Origin of the sequence: Coraliomargarita parva, from assembly GCF_027257905.1 — a bacterium.
In the GTDB taxonomy this organism is placed as follows: Bacteria; Verrucomicrobiota; Verrucomicrobiia; order Opitutales; family Coraliomargaritaceae; genus Coraliomargarita_A; species Coraliomargarita_A parva.
Map to the genome: position 1 here is coordinate 125,953 of NZ_JAPZEI010000010.1, position 25,679 is coordinate 151,631.

The following is a 25,679-nucleotide window of genomic DNA, read 5'->3' on the forward strand; positions in this document are numbered from 1 at the left end:
GGGTGAATAGCTTAGACCGATTGAATGCTACGCCCTACCAATCTGCTTGCGATAGCCGTACTGCTATCCTCTTCTACTACTTATGCCGTAATCTCACTGGATGGATCGTCCGGTTGGAGCGCGATTACCTATTCCTCGCCGGCCCAGTCGGATTTCATCGGCGACCAAGGTACCGGACAAGGAGCTGCTGATATCGTAGGGAGTGCCAATGGTAGTGCCCCCTTTTATGCAGGCTTTTACAAAGCTTACGATGATAAGGGAACCGAGAGTCTCCTGGATGATGAAATTGCCTTCCGGGTGCGCCTGAGTGAATTCGGAGGGACCACATATCAAGGTACTCCCGGCTATGCGAAATACCTGATTGTGGGGATCGATATAGGTGGCGAAGGCGCTTTGGATCTATTTGTCGCAGCTAATAGCCAGAATATTCGCTATTATGCGACCGGTGATGATCTGAATATCTCCCCCAGTACTACCAGCGTCAGCGAGTTGTCCGCATATGCGCAAACAGTTGGAGGGCAAAATACCCTGAGTTCTTCAATATTTACCTACTTACCTGTCAGTGCGACGACTGATTCGACCACTCCTCTGGACACAGATCTGGGGAATGACGGGCTGGATTATTTTGCAAGCTTCAAGCTCAGCATGTCGACCGTCATCTTGGCTGCCGAAGATTCGTACCTGGAGTCCAATCCTGGTGGCACACCTCCGACTTTGGATCTCATGACCGCGATGACATTCTTGGTTGCGACTTCCACTCAACCGAATGCCTACAATCAGGATTTGGGTGGGTATGATAATCAAGGCGGTGCGGTGAGTAAGCAGGATACCACAACATGGGTCGAGCTGGGGGCAGCTTCGGATCCATACACGGCCGATGGCACCTCTCCCGTCCCGGAACCGGCGACCTATGCCTTGTTGCTCGGCTTGGCAGTTCTGGGGTGCGTCAAACTTCGCCGTCGCTAGCTGCGCTGTTTTCAGAGCCGCTTGCGGCGATGAGGATACGCTTGCGTTCTTTCAGGCTCTTATCGAGGCCGAAGGGGCTCCGCCAGTACTGCCAGGGCAGGTTGGCGAGTAGGATGAGAGCGACCTGACTGGCGACGAAGGCCATCATCCAGAGGAATCCGCTGTCGGTGAATCCGTAGGAATGGAGCCCGACCCCGAGGAGGTTGGTGCCGAACCAAGACCAGGCCGTGATGATGTTGCCGCAGATGGCCAGTGCCATCAGGCCGCGTTCCTTGCAGATCCCGCCCCAGCGGGCATGGAGGAAGATGGCCCCCATCAGCACGATCATGAGCGCGCCGTTTTCCTTCGGATCCCATCCCCAGAAACGGCCCCAGCTTTGGTCGGCCCAGATGCCGCCGAGGATGGTTCCCACCAGGCTGAAGAGAGTGGCAAAGCAAGTGATACCATAGACCATGCCACTGAGTTTGCGGGCGGCTTCTTTGGAGAATTTTCTGGAAATTAGGCCGAGAAATACGAATGCGATGGCGAGGGCACCTGCGAAGAACATCGCGGAGTAGCCGAAGGTGATCACGATGACATGGGTCGCCAGCCAGAAGTTGGAATCCAGTACCGCACGCATCATTTCAAGCGTGTCGCCGCTCATGGCCAGGTGGTGGGCGATGATCAGGGTGCAGAAGCCGACAACGGCAGCCATGGCTGCCCCGACACCATTACGGTACAGGCGCTCCAGGATGGTGCCCAGCAAGACGGCTCCCCATCCGACAAAGACAGCGGAAGAATAGAGGTTCGTGACCGGCGGCCGGCCCTGGATGTACATTCGGGAGACGAGGCCGAAGCTATGAATCAGAAATGCCAGTACCAGAAGAGCAAAGGCTGCTTTACTGAGTTCTTCGGGCCAGCGCAGCCAGGAGATACAGACGGCCAGGAAGACCAGTACGTAGAGCTGCATGGACAGGTAGAAGGGCTGACTCAAATTGAAGAGTCGCTCATAATGGACCCGGCCGATGTCACCCGGGAAATCCGCGGCGAAACGGGCCCTCATTTCGGCGACTTCCTGGTTGAATGTCGCCGCATCACCGGCCCGGTAGGACATGGTCAGGGCCGCATAGCTCGTGACATAGGGGCTGAGCCCGTCTCCCTGCATGACATCCAGCAGTTCCTGACCGACATTTTTCCAGTCCTCGAGCGGGTCGACCGGGGGCGGGGGGGGGACGACGCGCAAATAGGCGATCTGCGACAGTCGCAGGTAATCGTCGCCGTAGTTGATGAAGGCCCGCAGCGCTTCCGCGTCATACTCCTCGTTGGCTTGCTGCTTGCGCAGGGCTTCCATCCCCGGGCGGATCAGGCTGACGTAGCTGCTGTATTCATCCACCAGCTTGTCGAGGCGTTCCGCGTCGCCGATGGGGTGCAGCGAGTGCATGACCCGGTTGTAGAGAATCAGGCCGTCGTTCAAATCCGCAATTTGCTGCTCGTAAGCGCTGCGCTTTTTGGGTTCGGGGTTGATTTTCGAATACAGTTTCTGGATCTCGCCGAAGAACGGGCGCAGGTCGTTGAAGGAATAATAGCGCTGGCCTTCCTGGGCGAGCCCGGCGAAGCCCAAGTCGTCCGGATATTCGATCTTGAAGACCCGGTAGGTGTCGGCGCGGTCCGGCTTCATGGTCAGGTCCATAAACCAGACGATCGGGCTCAGGTAGTCACCTTCCGGAGTTTGGACTTTTTGGCGACCGGCCAGCACCAGCAGGGTGTTGCGGGCGGCCGAGTCCAGCGGCTTGATGCGTCCGCCCACTTGGACCGGCAGTTCCGCAAAACTTTGGATGTCAAAGCCCTCGTCGGACTGCTCTGGCTTGAATTGCCGGGCAAACACCATGGCGACCAGCAGAGCGACGATGATGTAGATGAGTTTTTTCACAGTGTGATTTGCTACTACGAAAAGCGCGAAAGGACGCGAAAGCCTAGCTTTCGTTGACGAAGCGTTCGTATTGAATTTTGGGATGATGGCCAAAATTGACCAGTAGGCCTAGCTTGAGATTCGTTGATTTGAGGTAGTTGATCACTTGAGATCGGTGTTCGTCTGTGATGGATTTTACGGCTTTGATTTCGAGTATGATTTGATCGTAGCAGAAAAAGTCGGGTTCATATTTTTGTGTTAGCTCACGTCCCTTGTAGAATAAGGAAAGTCGCGTTTTTTCTTCAAAGGGGATGGCCTTGTCCTTGAGCTCCATTGCCAGGCACTCCTGGTAGACCGCTTCTAGAAATCCGTTCCTCTTCTCTTTATACACCTCAAAGCAGGCTCCGATTATCTGATAGCTTTCCTCTTTGTATAGTATTTCAGTCGTCATCTTTCGCGTCCTTTAGCGTTTTTCGTAGTGGTTAATTGCGTTTTCCCAGGAATTTGAAGAAGTGCATGCCGAATTGGACGAGCATGCCGACTCCCATCAGCAGGACGCTGAAATAGGGCAGCAGCCAGCCGGGATTACGGACGACTTGAAAGATCGAGGTGGTGTCCTGATTCGCAAAGGAGGCTTGGTAGAAGGTCAGGCCTTCATAGCGGAGCGGGTGGTTCATGTAGATGAGGGCCTTCTGGTTTTTGCTGCTGTCCTGGTGGTGCACCATGACCTCGCTGGAGAAGTTAAAAGGGATTTCAGTGCCCGGATATTTGTCGTGCTTGAAATCGATCAACTCCAGCTCGAAGGGATAGTAATGGCGCAGGAAGCGCAGCGCCATTTCCCAGCTTTGATCGCCGACCTGTACGATTTGAGGGGGGAAGCGTTCATCCAGCACATTCGACACCAGCCAAATGCCGAGCGACCCTTCCGGTCCCAGTACTTCGATATAGGCGGTGGCCGTATTCACGGCATTCTCGGCATAGGTGACCGCGGTCGGGTGCACGACGATATTCATGCGGGCGGCCGCACCCATGTTGGCCGGCGAGGCTTGGGTGCCGTCTCCGCGGCCGAGCTGGGCGTTCTTGAAATATTGGACTGTGCGAATCTGCAGCGGGGTATCCGGCACGTTGATGATTTTGCCGGGCTTGAGCAGCTCGACCGGGATGCTGTGGACCGTGTCCTGTTCGGGATTGCTGCGGTCGATCAGGACCAACTCGTTTTCGCGGAAGCTTTGGGAGTAGTTGCTTCGGCCTCCTTCGTCCACCGGCATCTGGCTTTCGACGGCCAAAACATCTGTGAGCAGTTCGCTGACTAGGAGCAGGACCAAGCCGGTATGGATGAGCACGATCCCGAGCTTTCGCCACTCGGCCTTGTAGCGGACAAAATGCGCGGCGACCAGGTTGACCAGCAGGAGCCCTCCGAGCAGGTAGCCGCCGGGAACCGGAATACGCAGCCAGTGCAGGTAATCATAGCCGGGAAAGGCTTTCGGGTAGGCCCAAATCGCGAGAATACTTTCGAAGTAGAGTTTCTGTGTGTGCCAGATTCCGTATTCGACCTGGTCGATGGTGCCAAAGAAAATCAGCAACATCGAGAGTGCGAGAAGGACGACGGTCAGGCGTAGCGATGCCAGGAATTTAAGTGCGGCCGGCATGTCTTAGTGCTGTGTGTCTTCGAGTTCGACTGATTCGAGGAAGGTCTTCATAGCCGCCTGTTGACCGGAAACGAGCTCGCTGTCTCCCTGCATCTTAAAGAACCAGGTAAAGCCATGGAAACCGAGGATGCCGCCCAGGATGCTGCTGTTCGAGCCCTCCAGATGGACCAGCAAGCCGCCGTGTCCGGAAATTTGGACCGGTTCCGCGACCTGGGGCAGGGTGGCGTCGGTGACCGGCTGGGCGCCGATTTGCCCGCACCAGCGGTTGACGTTTGCCAAGGTGCCGCCTACGTCGCCGGGAAAGCTTGTGATCGTGACCTCGGCATTGCCATTATCATTGCTCACTTTGAAGTTGGCCTTACGCACTCCACTGGCTGGGAATTCCTCCCAGTTCTCCGGGACCGCATACTTGAACTCGCCTGCCGATGCGGAGGCTTCGGCCATGCCGGGCAGTACCTGCATGCCGGACGGGGCGGCCGGGGTGGATGCGGCGGGCGCCGGCATCTCGACTGTTCGTTGTTCCTTGGGGATCGTGTAGGTGACCGGTTCCGGGCGGTCGCAGGCGCTTAAGGCCAGCACGAGCAGCAATGCGGCGTATGTGGTTGGTCGAGGGTGGCGCATCGTATGATTGAGGGTTGAAATGATGAACAGCTTAGTAGCATGAGTGAGGCCTTATAGCGACCTTAACCCATGAATAAAGTTCATCTAGTTGTTGAATCGGAAGAGGGCGACATCTCCGTCCTTGAAGACATAGTCCTTGCCTTCGAGTCGATATTTGCCGGCGTCGCGGGCGCCTGAGGTGCTTCCCGCCACGAGCAAGTCGTCGTAAGAGACAACTTCTGCCTTGATGAAGCCTTTCTCAAAGTCGGTGTGGATCACGCCTGCGCATTCCGGTGCTTTCATACCCTTGCGGAAGGTCCAGGCACGGACTTCCTGTTCCCCTGCAGTGAAGTAGGAGGCCAGTCCGAGCAGGTCGTAGGTGGCGCGGATCAGCAGGGAGACCCCGGAGTCCTTCACGCCGAGGGATTCCAGGTATTCGGCGGCTTCGGCGTCATCAAAATCGATCAGCTCGGCTTCCACTGCGGCGGAAATCACACAGATGCCGGCGCCGTGGTGCTCTTTCGCATAGCTTTCCACCTTGGCCACGTAGGGATTGCCGGAGGAATCGGCGAGGTCGTTTTCGGCCACATTGCAGGCGTACAGCACGCGCTTGGCCGAAAGCAGGCAGAGGCGCTTGAGTACGACGTGGTCATCGTCGGTCATGTCCAGGGTGATGGCCGGCCTGTTCTCGTTCAGGTGGGGGAGCAGGCGGTCAATCAGTGTGATGTTTTCCGCGGCCTGCTTGTCTCCGCCACGGGCCTTTTTCACCAGCTTCTCCTTCTGGCTCTCCAGAGAGCTGATGTCCGCTAGAATCAGTTCGGTGTTGATCACTTCGATGTCGCGGAGCGGGTCGATCGAGCCCATATTGTGAATGATGTCGTCGTCCTCGAAGCAGCGGACGACGTGGACGATGGCGTCGACTTCCCGGATATTGGCGAGGAACTTGTTGCCCAAGCCTTCTCCCTTACTGGCTCCTGCGACGAGACCGGCGATGTCGACGAACTCGATCGCTGCCGGAATGACCTTGTGGGTCTTGGAAATCGCGCGCAGCGGCTCCAGGCGCTCATCCGGCACCTGCACCACACCGACGTTCGGGTCGATCGTGCAAAACGGATAGTTGGCCGACTCGGCCTTGCGGGTGCGAGTCAGTGCGTTGAAGAGTGTGCTTTTGCCCACATTGGGGAGTCCTACGATACCAGCTTGTAGCATAGCCGGCAAAAATGAAGTCCGTCCCCGCCTGTGCAATGCTAAATGCAAGTCCTCTTTCGGGCGGCCTTGCTAAGTTTTGCTTATTCCATGCATTGTTTGACTTTGGCGGCGGGCCTCTCTTTAAGTGTACGCATTCTTAATTTAAAACCCTCGCCCTAGTGAATCTTGCCGAAGACGTAAATATTGACGCCTCTCGTATTCTGGTCGTCGACGATGATGAAATAATTCGTAAGCTGCTGCGCCGGGTCTTGGAGCGCAGTGGATTCGTTGTCGACGAGGCGGCTTCCGGCGAGCGGGCGATTGAGTGTATCAATGCCCACGCGCCCGACCTGATCCTGCTGGACGTGGTGATGGACGGGATTGACGGATTTCTCACCTGTCGGAAGGTCAAGAGCCTGGCTGGTATGGACGAGGTCCCGATTATTTTTGTGACCGGTCGCTCGGATACAGGATCGATTGTCGAGGGCTTGGATGCCGGCGGGAGTGACTACATCACCAAACCGATCAACCGGCATGAAGCCTTGGCGCGGATACGGAACCATTTGAAGATGCGCGTCTTGATGCGCTTGCAGCGTGAGTTTATCGATGGCTTGAAGAAGGCGAATCTGGCAAAAAATCGCATTATCGGGGTGGCTTCGCACGATTTGCGCAATCCTCTGGCCTCTATCCGGGGACTCTCCGAGTTTCTGGCCGATCTGGGCCCTTTGAACGAGGAACAGAAGGATGTGGCGCGCACTATCCAGTCCACGTCGGATTCGATGCTGCAGTTGGTGGATGAATTGCTCGACTTGTCGGTCATCGAAAGTGGCGAGGAACGCTCAGAGTTGGAGGCCTGCCAAGTTTTGGATCTGGTGTCGTCATCACTGAATATTTACCAATTCACAGCCAATAAGAAGGGCATCAAGCTTGAGCTGGATGATCGAGGCGGTGTGGCGGACTTGCTGATGCTCGACAAGATGCAGTTCCGCCGTCTGGTGGACAACCTGCTCAGCAATGCGGTGAAGTATTCGCCGCCGGAGTCACGTGTCCGGATTATCGCTGAGCAGCAAGGCGTTAATCTGAAACTTGTCGTGGAGGACGAAGGTCCGGGCATTCCCGAAGAAGAGCGTCATAAGTTGTTCACCGATTTCGGAAAGACTTCGGTCCAGCCGACCGGCAATGAAACCAGTACAGGATTAGGCCTCTCCATCTGCAAGAAGATCGCTCAGTCGCATAAGGGGGACGTGTATTACGAAGCACGTCGGGATCGTAGCGGTTCGCGCTTTGTGCTGGAGTTGGATGCCGGTGTCCTGGCTGTTCCGACTGTCTAGCCGGTCGTCTTCCGGTTCGCTTACTCTGCCGCAGCGGCCAGTACGTCTCGGATCGAAAGCAGGCCGAGTAGCTTGTCGGATTCGTCCGCGATCAGCAGCTTGTTGCTTCCGCTCCGCGTCATGGTCTCGATACAGTCGGCGATGGATGTCTGGGGACGTACCACGGGTAGTTCCGTGGCCGGGATGGCTGCCACGGTCGCATCCCTGTTCAACCCGTGTATTTGTACATGGTGGTAGAAATCGTCTCGCGCCAGAACACCTTTGAGTCTGCCGGTGCTTGCATCCTCCAAGGGGTAGAAACTATGGCGGTCGCTGTTGAAGCGTTTGAGGGTGTCGATGATGGAGGCATCCGTACGGAGGCGGACGATTTCGCGCGTCATGATGGAGTCGGCGCTCTGTTCCAGTAAATGGCCGGGCAGTGTGGCGCACATGCGGTCGATTTCCTGGGAGGACCTGTACTGGTCGGCGGAGCGCTCCAGCATTTGCCGCATCCCTTTGCTGTTTTCGAGGATGGCTTTGAACTCCTGGCTGCCGAGGCCGATGAGCTGCGTTTCTTCGGCGGCGGTTGCGGTAAAGCGCCAGTGCTGGTCCGAGAGCAGGGCGCGCTCTCCGAAGAATTCGCCTGCGGATACGGTTTTAATCGGCTTGCCACCGGTATCTGTGATCTGGATACAGCCGCGCTTCACCACATAAAAGGAGAACGCGGGTTCGCCCGCCCGGAAAAGCACATCACCTTCCCGTAGATAGGCTTCCTGCAGGGTGCGTGAATAGCGGGGACTGAGCAGGTTGATATCCCTTGGGAAGAACAGGTCGAGTGTCCAGTCGATCAGGACACGGAGTTTACGGTCGAGCCCGGGCAGCTTTGACAGGTAGATGGTACGCCACATCCACCATGCGATGAATCCGGAAAACTTCATGCCCATCACTTCGGCCACCGCTGTGTGGTGCCCGATCGCAGCGAGCTCGCCGAGTCCTTTGAAGGTGAAGGGCTTGACTTTCTCAGCACGGAGGAAGGCGTTCAGGTTCTTTCCCAGGAGTGCGCCCTGACGCATCGCGAACTGGGCGGTGGAAGGGCAGATCTCACCGTTCTGCATGGGAACGGCTGCGCAATCGCCCGCCGCCCAGAGCCAGTCATAGCCTGGTACTTGTAGGGTTTCGGTGGTCTTGATCCGGCCGTGCACGGTTTCGACGCCGGTTTCGGCTGCGAGCTGGGTCACCAATGGGTGGGGCGAGTTTCCCACTGTGGAAATAATCGTGTTGCTTTCGATGTGGCTGCCGTCGTCCAATTGCACCTGATGGGCGGTCACTGCTTTCACTCGCCGTTCGAGGCAGAGCTTGAGCCCGCGGGCTGCGAGTTTTTCCTGCGCGTATTTCCCGAGTGAACGGCTGAGGGTGGGTAGCAGGTGGTCGCGGCTGTGGACGAGATAGACATGAAAATCCTCGGAGCCGACGTTGCTGTAGTACTTGTTGATGTCGCTGAACAGGTCTAAGATCTGTCCTGCGGTTTCGACACCCGAGTAACCGCCGCCCACCACGACGAAGGTCAGCAAGCGTCGCCGTTGATCCGGATCCGTTACCAGGTTGGCCTCCTCGAAGCGGGCCAGAACGGTGGCCCGGAGTTTCATCGCGTCCCCCACATTTTGCATGAGGAAGGCATGTTCCGACATGCCGGGAACACGGGCCAGATCCACCTTGGCGCCGAGTCCGACCACCAGGTGCTTGAACCGGATGAGAATTTCCGGCGAGAAAGGACCGGGTCGCAAGGTAAGCTGCTTGTTCCGGATGTCGATTTTCTCGACACTGGCCTTGTAGACTTCAATGCCGCGGCAGAGGTGGCGTACCGGATTGACGACGTGTCGGGGAGAGAGCGAGCCGCTTACGACTTCCGGCAGCATTGGCTGAAAGACCATGTAGTTCTCATCGGAGATCAGACCAATCCGCGTGCGGGAACTGCGGCTCAGAGCCTTGCCCAGGTTTTGGGCACAGTAAACGCCCGCGAAACCGCCGCCGAGTATGGCGATTTCAAGATCGAGTTTCTTTTTCTTTTGCATCCTTGGCTAGTGGGTAGATTAAAGTCGGTAGGAGGAGCGTACTAGAGCGATGAAGAAAACGAAGCCAATCAAAGCCGTTGCGGCAAAAGGAAATACGAAAAGGGCCGTTCAGGTCTTGGAACAACTGCAGCAGGCTTTGCCGGGATGTGTCGCATGTGACGATGAGAGCCGATTCCGTGCCTCATTGGATAATCTACGACTTTCATTTTTGCCCGATGCGGTTGTCACGGTTGAAAAGCCTGAGGATGTCGGTGTGGTCCTTAAGTTGGCGCATGCGAACGGGATCGCGGTGACGCCGCGCGGTGCGGGTTCTTCGGCCACGGGGTCCGCGGTACCGGTCGCAGGAGGCTGGGCGCTGGATTTGACAAAGTTGAATTCGGTCCGGATCGATCCGGTTGCCCGCATGGTGACGGTTGGCCCCGGGGCGGTGACCGCCGACGTCCAAGCCAAGGTCGAAGCCCGGGGCTTGTTTTTTCCGCCGGATCCATCCTCCAAGAAATACTCCACCATTGGTGGCAACATCGCCTGCAATGCGGGCGGCATGCGCTGTGTGAAGTACGGGGTGACCCGTGACTATGTGCTGGGCCTCGAAGGCTACCTGGCGGATGGCAGCTTTGTACGTTGGGGCGCGCCGCTCAAAAAGTATGTCTCCGGACTGAACCTCAAGGACTTGTGGATCGGTTCGGAGGGGACGCTTGGTGTCATCACCTCGGCGACACTGAAGCTGATCGCCAAGCCGGAAAAGCGATGGACCGGGATGTTTGCTTTCAAGTCCGAATCCAAGGCGCTTCAAGCGGTTGTCGGCATGTTGAAGGCAGGGGTCCAGCCGTCCATTTGCGAGTTTCTTGACTGCCAGTCCGTGGGCTGTGCCGAGACTTATACGGGCAAGCCTATCTTCGAGGGCTACTCCGGATCCTCCATCCTTCTCATTGAGGTCGATGGCACTCCGGCTGAGGTACGCCGGCAACGCAAGGAATTGTTGGATTTTATGGAAGACCGTGCGCTGGCCTACCGAGAAGCGCGGAAGGAGTCCGATGCGGAGCAGCTCTGGAAGGTGCGCCGGACCTGTTCGCAGTCGATGTTTTCGCTGGCCGATACGAAGTTGAACGAGGATGTCGTGGTTCCGCTGAACAAGCAGGCCGAGCTGATCCGATATACCCGCCAGTTGAAACAGGAAATCGGTTTGGCGACACCGACTTTCGGTCATGCCGGGGACGGCAACCTGCATGTGCATATCATGTACAACCGGGGCAACAAGTCGGATGCCCGCAAGGCCAAGGCCGGCATCAAGAAACTGATGCAGAAGGTCGTCGACCTCGGAGGTGTCATTACCGGAGAGCACGGAATCGGATTGGCCAAGATACCTTTCATGGGGATGCAGCACAATCCGGCCGAGTTGGATGCCATGCTGGCGGTGAAGAAGGCCTTGGATCCGAAAGGCATACTGAACCCCGGAAAGATTTTTGAACCCTTCGAGGTGTGGGATCACACCCCGGTCCAGGTGAAGTTGCCCTGGGATCACCGCTAGCCCGACGATCCCGGGAGGCTACAGGAGCGTGACTTCGATTTCAATCTGCAGCTCCTTGCGGCAGATGTCGGCGTGTAGGTAAAAGACCTCGTCCCGGTCTTTCAGGTAGTCTTGTGCCAACTGCTCGGCGACGATCGCTTTGTCCTCGGGATTGCGCAGGTAGACCCGGATACGCCGGGCGTACGGAACGGATGTGGCCTGCTGGCGGAGGTACGCGCCCTCGATCTTATTCAGGTTTTCAAGTGTGATCGAGAGTTGCTCGGTCGTGCTCGTGCCGATGCTGCGGCTGCCTCGAATGCTGGAGGTTCCGGAGATGAATAGCTTGGGGAGTCCCGCCTTTGTGCAGACCGTGGCCCTTGCAAAACTGGGGGGCCGTGGCCCGTAGGTAGCCGGATAGCGGTAGGCCGGGGTCTGGTCCGGATTTTCCAGATGGAGCGCTTCACCCTCGCCGGTCACCGCGACCACGAGCAGGTGGGAGCCATTGGTGCCCACCGCGGAAGCGGCGGGCAGCTTCAGGTCGAAGCCTGCGCCATACTGCGCCTCGAATGCAAGCGAGCGCCCTTTGCAAAAGACCTGGTAGTTCTCAATCGAGCCGGTTGGCACTTCGTTGATCTGCGGCACGAAATTCCAGATGCGGTAAAGTGCCTGCTCCCGGCAGACCGCCAGTAGCTCCGTGTAGCAGGCCTGGGTCTGTGCCTGCAGGTTGGATGGATTCACCGGAACGGCACAGGCCCCGATGCGGAAACCTTGTCCTTCCAGCCAGTGGAATCGGTTGCCTTGGCGTGCTTGCAAGGCGGGAAAGTCCCAGCTTTCCACCAGCGCCGAGCCCAGGTCCTGGTTGGCTAGGGCGACAAGCAGTTGTTCGCCGGTCTGGAAGGCTTCACAGTTGGCTTGCCCGAATTTAAAGTCCAAATACATCGGGCCGCATGCTTTATGCTCCGGTAGGCTTTGTCGAGTGAGCTTTCAGCTGTCTGTCTTCCGGCTTCAGCACTTGTTTGAGTACGGTCCAGCCATAGAGAAAAAGGAAAAAGGCCGACCATGTCTTGCTGAGATCCTCCATCGATAAGCGCATGGGCATGTCGAGGGGGAGCGCGCCGTCGCAGAACGCCATCAACGCGAAGAAACCGCCGGCCAGACCGAGGCAGGCCAGCGTCATCTTGCTTCTTAGGAAAGTGCGCCCGGCAGTCAGCAGTAGTGTCAGTTCCATGCCGCCGAGTACCAGGAGGACAAACACATCGTCGATGCCGATTGCGGTGCCGATCTGTTCATGCAGGACATAGCGGTCATCCAGGCCCAGATAGCCGAAGATGATAACTTGAGAGAAAAGAAAGGTCCCTTGGCGCGGGCCAGCGTCGTCCGGTTGAAAACTGGCGGCCACGAGGAAGAGTAGACCGGTTCCACAGAAGAGGAGATAGCAGAGGCTGGTATTGAAATAGTGGAAACGTCCGGCCCCGGGCAGATCGCCGAAGAAGATGCGTACCGTGTCCTGCCCGAATTTGTACTCGGTCAAGAGCAGTATGGTTGAATACAAGGCGAGTAAGAGGCCGCCAAGAGCCGGAAGGTAGCGTTTCATAAATGATACGCTATTAAGGTTTACTGAAAATCGGGCAGAGCAAGCGTGGAAGTTAAAATGATCACCCGTGCATCTGCAGGGGCTTACTTCTTGTTTCGGTAGCTGCCGGGACGTCTCTGCCGGTTGCGTTGTTTGAGGAAGACGGGCAGGAACTTGCTTTCGATGTAATCGAAGGCGGCCTGGAGGCCCTCGGATTCATAGACCACCCCGATTTTGGCTTCCATCGCGGTCGGTTCGCCCAGGGAACTCAGGAAATGGTTGGAGGTCATTTCGGTGAAGACGCTCGCCCGTTGCTTGGGCGTAATGTCGCTTTGTTTCAGGATCCACTTACGGGCATAGAGCGCGAGCACGGCATCGCCGATCCAGGCCTGGCTTCGTTTTTCGTCTTCGGTCATGGTTTAGGTCGTATTATTGATCTACAGAATCGTTGTTTGTGTTTGTTGGGCTCGTGGCCCTTTGCATCGGACTCTCGTAAAAGGCATCCAGTGTATTCATGTGCTTCAACCAAAATGCCTGCTGTTCGTCGGTCGTTGCGGTGACAACGACAAACCCACCATCCATGCGCTCATGCTTGAGTTCTTCCGGATGCTCTTCCAGGTAATCGTCGAGCCAGTCGTAACTCGGTAGTCTGAGGGTTATTCCGGTTTCGCTTTCAACGAGCTGGATAAAGGAATGTGCCGGTATGTTATGTATTTGATAGAAAACATTGCTGGAAGCCATTTCGTCTGCGTCACGGTCTGGTCGAAGCGCTATGAAAATATGGTTTTCCAGTTTGAAAGGAGTTGCGGTGAAATAACCGTGCTTCTCGTCCAAATCGGTCGTTGCGAGATGATAGAGTTTGCCGTCTGCCTCGGCAGTAAAAGTCCATACTTCCTTATTCTCCACCTTCCAACTGCCCTGTAGGCTTTTATGTTCGATGATGTCACTGTCTTGGTATGCTGGATGCAGCGAGATGACGAAGCATCCTGCCATCGATAAGAGGGGGAGGAGCAATAGGGGCAGTCTTAATTTTTGCATGGTATCTTTGTGAGCCTGGAGAGCCGTTGGATCAATGTGCTTCCAGCCAGTTGTCGCCGGTGCCGATTTCGATCTCGATGGGGCAGGCGAGTTCGAGTGCGTCGACCATGCCCTCGGTTACGAGTTCGCGGAGTGTGCTTTCCTCGTCCGGGTGCATCTCGAAGACGAGTTCGTCGTGTACCTGCAGGAGCATGCGGCTTTTCAGGGCCTTTTGCGACATGGATTTTTGGATACGCGCCATGGCCAGCTTGATCATGTCGGCGGCGGTTCCCTGGATGGGCATGTTGATGGCGTTGCGTTCGGCGGCGGCACGCACGGTGCCGTTGCTCGAGTTGATGTCGCGCAGGTAGCGGCGGCGTCCGGTGACGGTTTCGACATAGCCCTTCTCCTTGGCGGATTCCTGCTGGGCCTGCATGTAGCCGGGGATGCCGGGGAACTGGGCGAAGTAGCTGTCGATGATGGCCTGTGCCTCGGTGCGGCTGACGGTGCCGAGGCGCTGGGCGAGCCCGAAGGCAGAGATGCCGTAAGGGATGCCGAAATTGACCATCTTGGCCGTGCTTCGTTGCTCTCGGGTGACCTCGTCCGGGGCGACCTCGAATATCTTGCCTGCGGTCGCGGTGTGAATGTCCCGGCCTTCCTGGAATGCGGAGAGGAGGCCTGCATCGCCGGTCAGGGCGGCGAGGATGCGAAGTTCGATTTGCGAATAGTCTGCGGAAAGCAGTTTCCAGCCTTTGCGCGGGACGAAAGCCTTGCGGATCTCACGGCCTCGTTCGCTGCGGACGGGGATATTCTGCAGGTTCGGGTCGTTGGAGGAAAGGCGGCCGGTGGCGGTTTGCACCTGCCCGTAATGCGTATGGATCCGGTGGCTGACCGGGTCGACCGCTTGCGGCAGCGCATCGATGTAGGTGCTCTTCAGTTTCGTGAGCTGACGGTATTCGAGTAGGTCGGCGACGATCTTGTGCTTGGGGGCGAGGGAGGAGAGCACCTGCTCGTTGGTGGCATATTGTCCGGTTTTTGTCTTCTTCGGCTTTTCCACCAGCTTGAGTTCGTCGAAAAGCACTTCGCCTAGCTGCTTGGGGGAGTTGAGGTTGAACTCGCGTCCGGCGGCCTGGTAGACCGCTTCCTGCAATTCGACGATGTGGCCTTCAAAGGAGCGGCTGATGTCCTTGAGGGTGTCTTCACAGAGCACGATGCCTTCGAGTTCCATGCTCACGAGCACGGGCAGCAGTGGTGTCTCGATCTCGTAGAAGACTTTGGCCTGTCCGGTCTCTTCCAGTTTCGGTTCAAAGAGCTGCCAGAGTTGCAAGGTCACGTCGGCGTCTTCGGTTGCGTAGTCGGCCAGCGCTTTGGGGTCGACTCGGCTGTAATCGACCATCGCGCCCTTCTTGGCATCCGGCACCAAGTCGCTGAACCGGATGGTGGAATACTGGAGGTAGTCTTCGGCCAGGGTGTCGAGGTTGTGTCGCTGCTCGGGGTCGATCAGGGCATGGGCCAGCATCGTATCGTAGCAGGGCCCTTCGACCGGGCAGTCTTTTTCAGCCAAGACCGAGAGGTCGAACTTCAGGTTGTGCCCGATTTTCTTGAGCTTGGCGTCGGCAAAGACCGGACGCAACGCTTCAATGGATGCTTCAGTTGCCGGGACCCACCAGCCGCTGTGGGGCTTGGTTGAGAATGAGAAACCGACCAGACCGGCGGCACGGGGGTTGAGTGCGGTGGTCTCGGTGTCGAAGGCGAAGTAGCCGGCCGAACGCAATTCACCGACCAACTCCGAGAGCGAGTCTTGGTTGTCGGCAATCCGATAATTGGTCTTCAGGTCGGCCAGTTTCTTGAATTGGATATCCGGCAGGAGCTCGATTTGTCCGGCGGGGGCCGTGCCCTTGGCGGTCGCCTTTTCGTCGTCCTCGCTCATGAGGACCAGATCGTTGGCGGCTTCCTGGACGGAAAAGTCGCTGCCGAAGATCCGTTTGCCGAGTGTGCGGAATTCGAACTCGGTAAAGATCGGCACCAGTTTGTCCTTGCTGGGCTCGTCCAGCTTGAGGCTGTCCCAGTCGCAGTCGATCGGCACATCGAGTTGGATGGTGGCGAGTTTTTTGGAGAGCAGGGCCTGTTCGGCATTGTCGCGCACCCGCTCCTGCTGCTTGCCCTTCAATTCGTCGACATGTGCGATCAGGTTCTCGACGCTGTCATATTGTTTCAGGAGCTTTTCGGCGGTTTTAGGTCCGATCCCCGGGACGCCGGGGATGTTGTCGGAGACATCCCCGCACAAGCCCAGCATGTCGATGACTTGCTCGACCCGCTCGATCCCCCATTTCTCGCAGATTTCCGGCACGCCCCAGATCTCCGCGCCGTCGCCTTTGCGGGAGGGGCGGTACATCTTGATCTTTTCCGTGACGAGCTGGCCGAAGTCCTTGTCCGGGGTGACCATGTAGATCTCGTCGAAGCCGTCCGCTTCCGCACGATGTGCCAAGGTGCCGATGATATCGTCGGCTTCGTAGCCGTCCATTTTCAGGACCGGAATGCCGAATGCCTCGGCGATGCGGTCGAGGTGGGGGAGCGCGGCAGCCAGATCCTCCGGCATTTCTTCACGCTGGGCCTTGTACGCGGGGTGCAGTTCATGGCGCTCCGTCGGAGCCGAGGTGTCGAACACCACGGCTAGATGGCTGGGCTTCTGATTCGTCATCAGCTCGATCAGCGTGCCGGTAAAACCGAAAATTGCGGAGGTATTAAAGCCTTTCGAGGTGTAGATGGGGCTGCGGATTAGCGCAAAATGGGCGCGGTAGGCGAGTGCCATTCCATCGAGCAGGTAAAGGGTTTTGGACATGGGGAAAACGTCGAACATTGAACGTCGGACGTCGAACATTGAATGCGGAAAGTGTATGGCCTGTCATTCAGGCATTTAATCGAATGCCGAGCACCGATGAAAAATGAAAATAAAATTGGACTTGCTATTCGAGGTTTAAACTATACTTAATCTATCAACATTGAGTTATTATGAATTTAACCCGTAAAGGTGAATACGCGTTACGCTCCTTGATCAAGCTAGGCTTGGCTCAGGAGTTGGGACGCCCACACCTGAGCGTGACAGAGCTCGCCGAGAGCGAGAAGCTGCCCTTGAAGTTCCTCGAGCAGATCTTGTTTTCGCTCCGGACGGGGGGATTCATCGATACAAAGCGCGGCAAATACGGCGGCTATTATTTGGCGCGGTCGATGGATTCGATTCGGATCGGCGACATTATCCGCCATGTGGATGGGAAGCTGGCGCCGATTGCCTGTGCGAGCCAGACCGCCTACGAAAAGTGCAGTTGTCCGGACGAAACGCACTGCGGACTGCGCATGCTCATGATCGATGTGCGCAATGCGATTTCAAACATTCTCGACCGCTATACATTGGCCAATGTCGTGGAGGTGACATTACGCAAGATCCGCCGTAATGGGGGGGCCTTGCCATTTGCCGATACAGAGGGGGAGGAGGCCGATCTGACACGGGCCCTAAGCCGGGCCGCCGATTTCAACCCGGTGGATCCGAAGGAAGGTTTTCTTGCCGAATTGACCTCGGCTATGAAGGGAATGGACAAATGAAAACGAATTCAATCCAAACACCATCGCGCAAGCAATGGATGGAGATCGTCGCCGGGAAGGTGGCCGGCATCCGTTTCGGCGTGGTCCAGATCGTGGTCCACGAAGGGAAGGTCACCCAGATCGAAGTCACAGAAAAGACCCGGTTGGAGGATCGCTCACCGGCGAGCAACCCGCTGGGTTGATCGAGATAAATAATTTAAGGCCTACCGGGAATAAACCGGCGGCAACGATAAAAACGATAGAGATATCAACGCATCTGACCGGACATCCGGAGGTTTCGTTCCGAAAAGGAAAGAAACTAGATGATTACAAACAAGATTTACCGCCGGGGGGGCACGGTCCTCGCGTTGGCTTTGCTTGCGGGCGCGCCGACCGTTCCTGCGGCACAAACGGATACCGAGATCGAATCCTTGAAGCAGCAGCTGGCCGCGCTCAATCGGCGTCTTGTGGAGCTGGAACAAGGGCAAAGCCGGACGCAGTCCTTTATCGAAGCGAACGGTTCGCGCATGGAGCGAATGCCGGAAATACGCTTGGACGAGAAGGGGCTACGCCTGAGCTCGTCCGACGGGCGATACGGTTTGCGCCTTGACGGTGCCGTCCAGTTCGACAGTCGCTGGTTTGGCAGTGATGGCGGCACGGATAGCTTCGACCTTCGTCGTGCGAGGCCTTCGTTACGGGGGACATTGCACAAGGACTGGGATTTTCGCTTGCAATACGATTTCGAGAGCAGCGGACTTTACGACAGCTACCTGCGCTATACCTACTCCGATGCCTTGCGGCTGCGTGCCGGCTTGCAGAAGACCAGTGTGGGACTGGAGCGCTTGCAGGGATATGCGAATACGGCATCCGTTGAACGTGGTCTGGCGTCAAACCTGACACCGACCCGGGACAACGGGATTCAAGCAAGCGGCAAACTCTTCGATTCCACCTTGCTCTATGAGATTGGTGTTTTCAACGGAGCTGAAAACGACGGTCGGCCCGATGCCGATACCGGAAATCAGAAATCCATGTCCGCCCGACTGTTTGCAACGCCTTGGGTGAATGAGAGCGATTCCCTGCTTGCGGGGCTTGGCTTCGGTCTCGGTTTCAGCTTCGGGAACGAAGACGGTGCGGCGGTTCCGCGCCAACGCACACCTGGGCGTGAGACTTTTTTCCGGTATGCAAGCGGCGTTGAAGCCGACGGCGATCACAGCCGGATCAACCCGAACTTCTACTATTACAACGGCGCCTTCGGGCTCCTCGGTGAACTGATTCTTGACGAACAACGCTTTTCCCGGGGCGGAATCGCGCGGGATGTCGAGACACTCGGTTGGACCCTGACCGCTTCGTGGGTGCTCCGCGGCGGCACGAACGGATTCGGCGGGGTGAAGCTGGATGACGGTGTCACGCTGAGTGAGGGCGGCACCGGAGCCTGGATGGCTGGCGTGCGTCTTGCCGGGGTAGAAGTCAGTGAGGACGTGTTTGACGGTGATACCGGCACGCGGCTGTCCGATCCTTTGGCCAGTGCGCGTAAGGCCGACAACTTCGGGACCTTCCTGAGCTGGTATCCGGAGGATAATCTCCGGCTTATGCTTTCTTACGATTACACCCGATTCGGTGGCGGTGCCGCCCTGGAGGACGAGCATGTATTCATAACCCGAATACAGCTGGCCTTTTAGTCCGGGGCACGAGCGAAAATGAAATGGAAAGGAATTGTTATGAATACCTACAAGAAAACGATTGGATTACTAGTCGCCTTACTGGCGGTCGTCCCCGTGTTCGGCGCACGTGAATTGCTGAATGTCTCCTACGATCCCACCCGGGAATTTTACCAGGAATACAACAAGGTCTTCGTCGAACAGTGGAAAGCGAGCACCGGAGAAAGTATCCGGATACGCCAGTCGCACGGCGGTGCCGGTAAGCAAGCCCGGGCGGTCATCGACGGGTTGAAAGCGGATGTGGTGACCTTGGCATTGGCCTACGATATCGATGCGATCGCCGAGCGAACAGGTAAGATTCCTCCGGATTGGCAAAGCCGCTTGCCCAATGGCAGCGCGCCTTACACGTCAACGATCGTCTTTCTCGTCCGGAAGGGGAACCCGAAGGACATTCGGGACTGGGATGACCTGATTCGTCCCGGCATCGAAGTGATCACGCCCAACCCGAAGACATCGGGCGGCGCGCGATGGAACTATCTGGCCGCCTGGGCGTGGGCGTCGGACCGGTATCAAGGCGATGCAGTGAAGATCCATGACTACATGGCTCGCCTCTTCCGAAACGTGCCTGTCCTCGATTCGGGTGCCCGCGGCGCGACCACGACATTCGTGCAGCGGGGAATCGGCGACGTTTTTCTCTCCTGGGAGAACGAAGCCTTTCTCGCCAAAGAAAAGCTGGGGCGGGACGAGTTTGAAATCGTGGTGCCTTCGTTGAGCATTCTTGCCCAGCCGCCGGTAACGGTAGTTGACGGCAATGCCATGCCTGCGGGCAATCTGGAGTTGGCGCAGGCCTACCTGAAGGGACTCTATGGGGCGGATGCGCAACGTCTGGCGGCCAAGCATTACTACCGCCCATTCAATCCCGAATTTGTGGACAAGGAGGATCTGGTTCGATTCCCCGATATTCGCATGGTGACCGTCGACGGGGCCTTCGGTGGGTGGCAACAGGCGCAAAAGATCCACTTCGACGACGGTGGCACTTTCGACCGGATTTACCTGAAGTAGGTTTGCGGATATTCCGAACGGATCAATCGGATGTAGTTAAATTATGAACACGGAAAATTCCAACTTCCCGAAGCGATGCAAACTCAAACAACGACGGGTGTTGCCCGGATTTCGCCTGACCCTCGGTTTGAGTTTGGTCTATCTGGGATTGATCGTCCTGATTCCGCTCTCCACGGTTTTCGTCGAGAGCGCGGGAATGGGCTGGCGCGGCTTCATTGAAGCCGGCTTCTCTCCCCGCGTTCTCGCGGCCTACCGTTTGAGCTTCGGCACGGCGTTCTTTGCGGGCCTGGTCAATGCGCTCTTCGGATTGTTGCTGGCCTGGGTCTTGGTGCGCTACCGCTTCCCGGGGCGGCGGTTGCTGGACGGGTTGGTGGACCTGCCCTTCGCCTTGCCCACGGCGGTTGCCGGGATTGCGCTGACCGCGATCTACTCGCGCAACGGTTGGATGGGGAGTTGGCTTGAAGGCTTGGGCCTGCAGGTGGCCTTCACCCCGATCGGCATCGGCGTCGCGTTGGTCTTTGTGGGCCTGCCTTTCGTTGTGCGCACGGTGCAGCCCGTGATCGAGGATTTGGACCGCGAGCTCGAAGAGGCGGCTGCGACGCTCGGTGCCTCGCGCTTCCGGATCTTCCGCTCGGTGGTTTTTCCTGTTCTCTTGCCGGCACTCTTGACCGGTTTCGCCCTCTCGTTTGCCCGTGGCATCGGGGAATACGGATCGGTCGTTTTCATTTCCGGCAATATGCCGATGCGCACTGAAATCGCGCCTCTACTGATCGTTTCGAAACTGGAACAATACGACTATGCCGGAGCGACTGCAATCGCTCTGGTCATGTTGCTCTTCTCCTTCTTTCTGCTCTTTGGAATCAACCTGCTACAGCGCTGGTCGCACCGGCGGATCAGCTGACGATTTCCGGGCTGACTTCATTACTCAAAACAGGATACATATGGCTGGAGCCACACATTCCCGACTCAAATTGAAAGCAAGTCGAAGGTCGCACTCCCGGACTGCCGATAACGGCAATCCTTGGACCGGCGGGTTGTTGATCGCCGTTGCTTTGGCGTTTTTGCTACTGTTCCTCTTGTTGCCGTTGTGCTCGATTTTTTACGAGGCGTTGCGGCAAGGATGGGGCGCTTACGCTGAGGCTTTTGTGGAACCGGCGGCGCTGCATGCGATCCGACTGACCCTACTGGTGTCGGCGATCGCCGTGCCGCTGAATACCGTCTTCGGTCTTTGTGCCAGCTGGGGGATTGCGAAATACGAGTTTCCGGGCAAGAGCATCCTGCTAAGCCTGATCGATCTGCCCTTTGCGGTTTCTCCAGTCATCTCCGGTTTGATTTATGTCCTGCTTTTCGGTGCGCATGGTTGGCTGGGGCCCTGGTTGGACTCACACGATGTGCAGGTTATTTTTGCCGTGCCCGGGATTGTGCTGGCTACGGTGTTTGTCACCTTTCCCTTTGTTGCCCGGGAGTTAATCCCGGCGATGCAGTCCCAGGGCAATGACGAGGAATACGCGGCCTTGACCCTCGGTGCTTCCGGTTGGCAGACATTTTGCCGGGTGACCCTGCCCAATATCAAGTGGCCCCTGTTTTATGGTGTCATCCTTTGCAATGCCCGCGCGATGGGGGAGTTCGGGGCGGTCTCCGTAGTTTCCGGACATATTCGTGAGGCCACCAATACCATGCCGCTGCACGTCGAGATCCTCTACAACGAATACAATTTCGTGGCAGCCTTTGCCGTGGCTTCACTGCTCGCCTTGCTGGCACTGGTAACGCTGGTTTTGAAATCCGCGATCGAGTTGTGGACGCAACGTGCGGTCGAACTGCCTGAGGGTGAACGTGAGCCCGATAATCCCCCCATGGCCCTCGCTTCAACCGATAACCCATTATGAGCATACACATCGAAAACATATCCAAGCATTTTGGCGCGACCGTCGCCTTGGATTCCGTGTCTTTGGACATTTCCAGTGGCCAACTCGTCGCTTTGGTCGGACCCAGCGGTTCGGGCAAAACCACTTTGCTACGAATCCTTGCCGGATTGGAGTTTCCGGATGCGGGCAGTGGTGAAATCCGCTTTCACGGCGAAGCGGTTTCAGAACTGCCGGTGCGTCATCGCGGAGTCGGCATGGTATTTCAACACTATGCGCTCTTCCGGCACATGACGGTGGCTGACAACATCGCCTTCGGCCTCAAAGTGCGGCCAAAGGCAAGACGTCCCGAGAAGGCGGTGATCCGTCGGCGGGTGCTCGAATTGCTGGATCTGGTTCAACTGAATGGCTACGAGCGCCGTCTGCCGGGGCAACTGTCCGGTGGGCAACGGCAACGCGTGGCGCTGGCACGCGCCTTGGCGGTTGAGCCCAAGATCCTCCTTTTGGATGAACCCTTCGGTGCATTGGATGCGAAAGTCCGGAAGGACCTTCGTCGTTGGCTTCGTACCTTCCACGAGCGGATTGGCTTGACCACGGTTTTTGTGACGCATGACCAGGAGGAAGCGCTGGAGTTGGCAGATGAAGTGGTTGTCATGAACCATGCGCGGGTCGAGCAGGTGGGCAGCCCTCAGGAAGTTTTTGATTATCCGGCTTCTCCGTTTGTGATCGAATTTATGGGAAATGTGAACCGTTTGAAGGGACTGGGCATGAATGGGGATACCTACTATGTGAGGCCACATGATATCGAAATTGGACCATTGACTGCACCATTTGGAATGGAAGCCAAGGTCTTGCATGTGTTTTCAGCCGGAAGTGTGGGGCGCGTGACGCTACAGATGGGGGCCGATTTGCTGGAAGCGGAAATCTCGCGTGCAGATCTTTCCGTACTGAAGATCGCGTCTGGCCAGCTCGTCCGAGTCGGATTCCGGCACACCCGTGTCTTTGCCCGGAACGCTGAGGGACGTTCGGAACTTGTTGAACTTTTGTCCACTCCAGCTTAGATTATTTGCGGAAAATGAATCATGAGCCTGTATGAAAAAGCGGATCAGGCCACGGAGCACGGCGGTCGTTACGATCTCTTGCGTCGGCGCATGGCCTTGATTGTTTCGGTCGCGACGCTGTTGCTGCTCGGGGCGGTCTGGTTCCACTTCTTTGTCGCTTCGGGGCCGGTCCTGCGCGTCTTGTCCTTTGATGCCAGCCGTGAGTTTCAGCATGAGTTGGATCTGGCTTATCAAGCCATGGATTGGGAGGGGCAATCGCCGCCCCGGGTGATGACGCTACACGCCGGATCGGTGCGTCAGGCCCGTTCGCTGACCGAGGGAGTGGTGGCGGATCTGATCTGTCTAGGCAGTCCCTTCGAAATGATGGAGCTGGTGCGCGGAGGATATGATGTGCCGCCTGACTGGCAGGAACGGTATCCGGACGGGGCCTCTCCGTTTTCCTCAACCATCGTTTTTCTGGTCCGGCGTGGGAATCCGAAGGGAATTACAGGTTGGGAGGACCTGCGGCGCCTGGAGGTGCGCACGGTGATGCCTTCGCCCCGGGTGAGTGCGGCCGGGCGTTATGCCTATCTCGCGCTGGTTGAGTCCTTCCGAAGGATGCCGGTTGAACCGGGCAGCCAGGAGTCGTTTGACGCGGTGGCGGCGCGCATTCGTTACATTGAGTCGGGAGCACGCCACTCATTATCAGCCTTTCTTGCCAATTTTATGGACGATGTCCTGTTGACTTGGGAAAGCGAAGCACAGGGCTACCTTGCAGGCATGGATGTTGATTCCGGAGTCGAGGTGGTATACCCCGGATTCAGCATCCGGGCGGAACCTGTGGTCAGCGTATTGCCCATGCATGCCCGGGAACATGAGGCAGAGCTTTGGAGCCAGCGTTATCTGGAACTTCTTTTCAGCGAAGGTGGCCAGCTGCTGGCAAGCAGGTATGGGTTTCGCGTGAACGGAGAGACTGGCGTGCTTCCGGACATCGAGCGCTTCCGGGTCGAGAGCGCTTTTGGGAGCTGGGATGAGGCTTGGCGGCAGCATCTCGGTCCGGAGGGGAGCTTTGAACGGATACAGGCCCTGAAAAAAGCGCGAACCGGTGGGAGTGAGTAGCAGCTAGCGCCACAGTTTCAGCAATGGGCTCTTGCTGCCGAAGAGCGGATCCTTTGCCGGGGAGGGGAGCGGTCGATTTGTTCCAAGCATGAGGCCGGTACCGGATCACCGATTCGAATTGTGCCGTATGGTTCCTGCCCGGTCGGCGGCCGGGAAACCCGGTTCAGGCGCTGTGGTTTTGGTAAGCTTTCCGTAGATAGGCGCGCCCGCTTGCTTCGTCGTGGAACTTGCCGTCGAGTTGGGCTTCGTAGGCGTCATCCAGCATGCGGCTGAACGTGGGCCCCGGTTTGGCGCCAAGCTCGAGCAGGTGCCGGCCCAGCAGAATCGGCTTTGGCGCATTGTCCTGAATTTCCAGCGCTTTGGCCTTGGCCAGCAGCCATTCGCCCTCGGGATTGCTGTCGACCTCGATCGGAGGCCGCCCGCACTTGTCCGCATACGCGACACGGGTGAGGCGGTCGACGCGTTTGACCCGGGCGGCCAGCCGGCGTACGGCGGAATCTCCCGCGCCGTCGCGGTAGAGGGCCAGCGGGCGCATGTGTTGTTCGACCAGGGGCAGGACTTCCTCGAAGACCTTCTTTTGCCGAGTCATGCGTTCCAGAAAGGTACGTGCGACCGGCACGCCCTGCACGTCATGACGAGGGCTGCGGATACGTCCGGTTTTTTCATCCACATAGCTGGTCGTCGGTTTGCCGAAATCATGACAGAGCACGGCGAGCCCGACAATGAGGTCTTCCCATTCGTCGCCGATGCGGTTGCGTGCATAGGCATCGAGGCAGTGCAGGGTATGCTTCCAGACATCACCTTCAGGGTGCCAATGTGGGTCCTGCTCGCAGCCGACCAGCGCTTCAAGCTCTGGAAAGTACTGCAGCCAGTCGCAGGCATGGAGAAATTCGAGTCCGGCGGAGGGCTTCTGACCTTTGAGTATGAGTTTCTTCCATTCTTCCCAGAGGCGTTCCGCCGGTAGGTGCCTGGGATCCAGTTCACGACAGATCTTGATCGTTTCCGGAGCGGGCGTGAGTAAGAATCGGGCGATGAATTGCATGCCGCGCAGCACCCGTAGGGCATCTTCTCCAAAGGCGGCCGAGACATGGCGCAGGCGTCCGGCACGGAGGTCGTCCCGGCCCCCGAAAGGGTCCAGCCATTCGTCGGACAGGGGATCGTAGGCGATGGCGTTGATGGTGAAATCACGCCGGGCGGCGGCTTCCTCCGGCTTCATGTCCGGGTCGCCTTCGACTACGAAGTCGGTGTGTTTGGGGCCGGTTTTGGATTCTCGGCGCGGCAGAGCCAAGTCGATCTCCTTGCCTTTGAGGATGAAGACCCCGAATGCCCGGCCAACTGTATCCAGGCGGAAATGTGGCTTGAGCGTGCTTTCGACATGGTCGGGCGACAGGCCATAGACTTCGATGTCCACATCCTTGCAGGGCAGGCCGAGCAAGGCGTCGCGGACACAGCCTCCGACCAGCAGGGCTCGTCCCCCGGCATCCCGCAGGAGTTCGGCGACCTGCATGCAGGCCTTTCGTTGTTTGGGCGCAATGTTGTCTAATACCGTCAAAGTCATGGGATCGATTCAGCTCGTTACCTCTTCCGTG

At 57.4% G+C, this 25,679-nt stretch carries 23 protein-coding genes; 11 read left to right on the top strand and 12 right to left on the bottom strand.

Annotation, left to right across the window (positions count from 1 at the left end):
• Positions 1 to 24: 24 nt before the first annotated feature.
• Positions 25 to 966 carry a PEP-CTERM sorting domain-containing protein gene (locus O2597_RS14885; protein ID WP_269526084.1) on the top strand — a complete coding sequence of 314 codons (942 nt, stop codon included), beginning with the start codon at positions 25 to 27 and terminating at the stop codon, positions 964 to 966.
• On the opposite strand, the gene O2597_RS14890 is transcribed toward O2597_RS14885, so the two are convergent.
• From O2597_RS14890 to ychF, 5 genes are all read right to left on the bottom strand, one after another.
• A complete protein-coding gene (locus tag O2597_RS14890) occupies positions 947 to 2,875 on the bottom strand; it encodes a cytochrome c biogenesis protein (RefSeq protein ID WP_269526085.1) in 1,929 nt (642 codons plus the stop codon). The genes O2597_RS14885 and O2597_RS14890 overlap by 20 nt on opposite strands.
• Before the next feature lie 43 nt (positions 2,876 to 2,918).
• The gene (locus O2597_RS14895; RefSeq protein ID WP_269526086.1) at positions 2,919 to 3,305 is read right to left on the bottom strand and encodes a GxxExxY protein; all 387 of its coding nucleotides are present in this window, start codon (positions 3,303 to 3,305) and stop codon (positions 2,919 to 2,921) included.
• A 31-nt stretch (positions 3,306 to 3,336) separates the two neighbouring features.
• Positions 3,337 to 4,503, bottom strand: a complete 1,167-nt coding sequence (locus tag O2597_RS14900) for a cytochrome c biogenesis ResB family protein (protein ID WP_269526088.1) — start codon at positions 4,501 to 4,503, stop codon at positions 3,337 to 3,339.
• 3 nt (positions 4,504 to 4,506) lie between these two features.
• The gene (locus tag O2597_RS14905) at positions 4,507 to 5,124 is read right to left on the bottom strand and encodes a hypothetical protein (RefSeq protein ID WP_269526090.1); all 618 of its coding nucleotides are present in this window, start codon (positions 5,122 to 5,124) and stop codon (positions 4,507 to 4,509) included.
• An 84-nt stretch (positions 5,125 to 5,208) separates the two neighbouring features.
• Entirely contained in the window at positions 5,209 to 6,312 is a 1,104-nt protein-coding gene (gene ychF, locus O2597_RS14910; protein ID WP_269526091.1) for a redox-regulated ATPase YchF, read from the bottom strand.
• A gap of 158 nt (positions 6,313 to 6,470) precedes the next feature.
• Between ychF and O2597_RS14915 the strand changes: the two genes are divergently transcribed.
• Positions 6,471 to 7,622 (top strand): hybrid sensor histidine kinase/response regulator, encoded by a 1,152-nt coding sequence (locus O2597_RS14915; RefSeq protein ID WP_269526093.1) that lies wholly within the window; start codon positions 6,471 to 6,473, stop codon positions 7,620 to 7,622.
• 20 nt (positions 7,623 to 7,642) lie between these two features.
• Here O2597_RS14915 and O2597_RS14920 read toward each other — a convergent pair whose 3' ends face one another.
• Complete coding sequence (locus O2597_RS14920) at positions 7,643 to 9,673, bottom strand: FAD-dependent oxidoreductase (protein WP_269526095.1); 2,031 nt, start codon at positions 9,671 to 9,673, stop codon at positions 7,643 to 7,645.
• 49 nt (positions 9,674 to 9,722) lie between these two features.
• Between O2597_RS14920 and O2597_RS14925 the strand changes: the two genes are divergently transcribed.
• Entirely contained in the window at positions 9,723 to 11,201 is a 1,479-nt protein-coding gene (locus O2597_RS14925) for an FAD-binding oxidoreductase (RefSeq protein ID WP_269526097.1), read from the top strand.
• Between the two features lie 18 nt (positions 11,202 to 11,219).
• Here the strand turns inward: O2597_RS14925 and O2597_RS14930 are convergent, their stop codons facing one another.
• The 5 genes from O2597_RS14930 to polA form a co-directional block, all read right to left on the bottom strand.
• A complete protein-coding gene (locus tag O2597_RS14930; protein ID WP_269526099.1) occupies positions 11,220 to 12,119 on the bottom strand; it encodes a chorismate transformation FkbO/Hyg5 family protein in 900 nt (299 codons plus the stop codon).
• A 13-nt stretch (positions 12,120 to 12,132) separates the two neighbouring features.
• Positions 12,133 to 12,774 (bottom strand): hypothetical protein, encoded by a 642-nt coding sequence (locus O2597_RS14935; RefSeq protein ID WP_269526101.1) that lies wholly within the window; start codon positions 12,772 to 12,774, stop codon positions 12,133 to 12,135.
• A gap of 83 nt (positions 12,775 to 12,857) precedes the next feature.
• On the bottom strand, positions 12,858 to 13,169 hold the full coding sequence (locus tag O2597_RS14940; protein WP_269526103.1) for a ribonuclease III domain-containing protein: 312 nt from the start codon (positions 13,167 to 13,169) through the stop codon (positions 12,858 to 12,860).
• A gap of 13 nt (positions 13,170 to 13,182) precedes the next feature.
• Positions 13,183 to 13,791, bottom strand: coding sequence for a hypothetical protein (locus O2597_RS14945; RefSeq protein ID WP_269526105.1), 609 nt, complete (start codon positions 13,789 to 13,791; stop codon positions 13,183 to 13,185).
• Positions 13,792 to 13,822: 31 nt separating this feature from the next.
• Positions 13,823 to 16,612, bottom strand: a complete 2,790-nt coding sequence (gene polA / locus O2597_RS14950; RefSeq protein ID WP_269526107.1) for a DNA polymerase I — start codon at positions 16,610 to 16,612, stop codon at positions 13,823 to 13,825.
• Positions 16,613 to 16,782: 170 nt separating this feature from the next.
• Here polA and O2597_RS14955 point away from each other — a divergent pair, with 170 nt between their 5' ends.
• The 8 genes from O2597_RS14955 (at position 16,783) to O2597_RS14990 (ending at position 24,090) form a co-directional block, all read left to right on the top strand.
• Positions 16,783 to 17,370 (top strand): RrF2 family transcriptional regulator, encoded by a 588-nt coding sequence (locus O2597_RS14955; protein ID WP_269526109.1) that lies wholly within the window; start codon positions 16,783 to 16,785, stop codon positions 17,368 to 17,370.
• Complete coding sequence (locus tag O2597_RS14960; RefSeq protein WP_269526111.1) at positions 17,367 to 17,552, top strand: YezD family protein; 186 nt, start codon at positions 17,367 to 17,369, stop codon at positions 17,550 to 17,552. The genes O2597_RS14955 and O2597_RS14960 overlap by 4 nt, the downstream gene beginning before the upstream one ends.
• Before the next feature lie 120 nt (positions 17,553 to 17,672).
• The gene (locus tag O2597_RS14965) at positions 17,673 to 19,028 is read left to right on the top strand and encodes an OprO/OprP family phosphate-selective porin (RefSeq protein WP_269526113.1); all 1,356 of its coding nucleotides are present in this window, start codon (positions 17,673 to 17,675) and stop codon (positions 19,026 to 19,028) included.
• Positions 19,029 to 19,067: 39 nt separating this feature from the next.
• On the top strand, positions 19,068 to 20,069 hold the full coding sequence (locus O2597_RS14970; RefSeq protein WP_269526115.1) for a sulfate ABC transporter substrate-binding protein: 1,002 nt from the start codon (positions 19,068 to 19,070) through the stop codon (positions 20,067 to 20,069).
• A 43-nt stretch (positions 20,070 to 20,112) separates the two neighbouring features.
• A complete protein-coding gene (gene cysT / locus O2597_RS14975; RefSeq protein ID WP_269526117.1) occupies positions 20,113 to 20,970 on the top strand; it encodes a sulfate ABC transporter permease subunit CysT in 858 nt (285 codons plus the stop codon).
• Between the two features lie 40 nt (positions 20,971 to 21,010).
• Positions 21,011 to 21,955, top strand: coding sequence for a sulfate ABC transporter permease subunit CysW (gene cysW, locus O2597_RS14980; RefSeq protein WP_269526119.1), 945 nt, complete (start codon positions 21,011 to 21,013; stop codon positions 21,953 to 21,955).
• Positions 21,952 to 22,992: a sulfate/molybdate ABC transporter ATP-binding protein gene (locus O2597_RS14985; RefSeq protein WP_269526121.1), complete on the top strand. Its 1,041-nt coding sequence runs from the start codon at positions 21,952 to 21,954 to the stop codon at positions 22,990 to 22,992. Before cysW ends, O2597_RS14985 begins: the two co-directional genes overlap by 4 nt.
• A gap of 21 nt (positions 22,993 to 23,013) precedes the next feature.
• Complete coding sequence (locus tag O2597_RS14990) at positions 23,014 to 24,090, top strand: sulfate ABC transporter substrate-binding protein (protein ID WP_269526123.1); 1,077 nt, start codon at positions 23,014 to 23,016, stop codon at positions 24,088 to 24,090.
• Between the two features lie 163 nt (positions 24,091 to 24,253).
• On the opposite strand, the gene O2597_RS14995 is transcribed toward O2597_RS14990, so the two are convergent.
• Positions 24,254 to 25,648 carry a CCA tRNA nucleotidyltransferase gene (locus O2597_RS14995; RefSeq protein ID WP_269526125.1) on the bottom strand — a complete coding sequence of 465 codons (1,395 nt, stop codon included), beginning with the start codon at positions 25,646 to 25,648 and terminating at the stop codon, positions 24,254 to 24,256.
• Positions 25,649 to 25,679 lie beyond the last annotated feature (31 nt).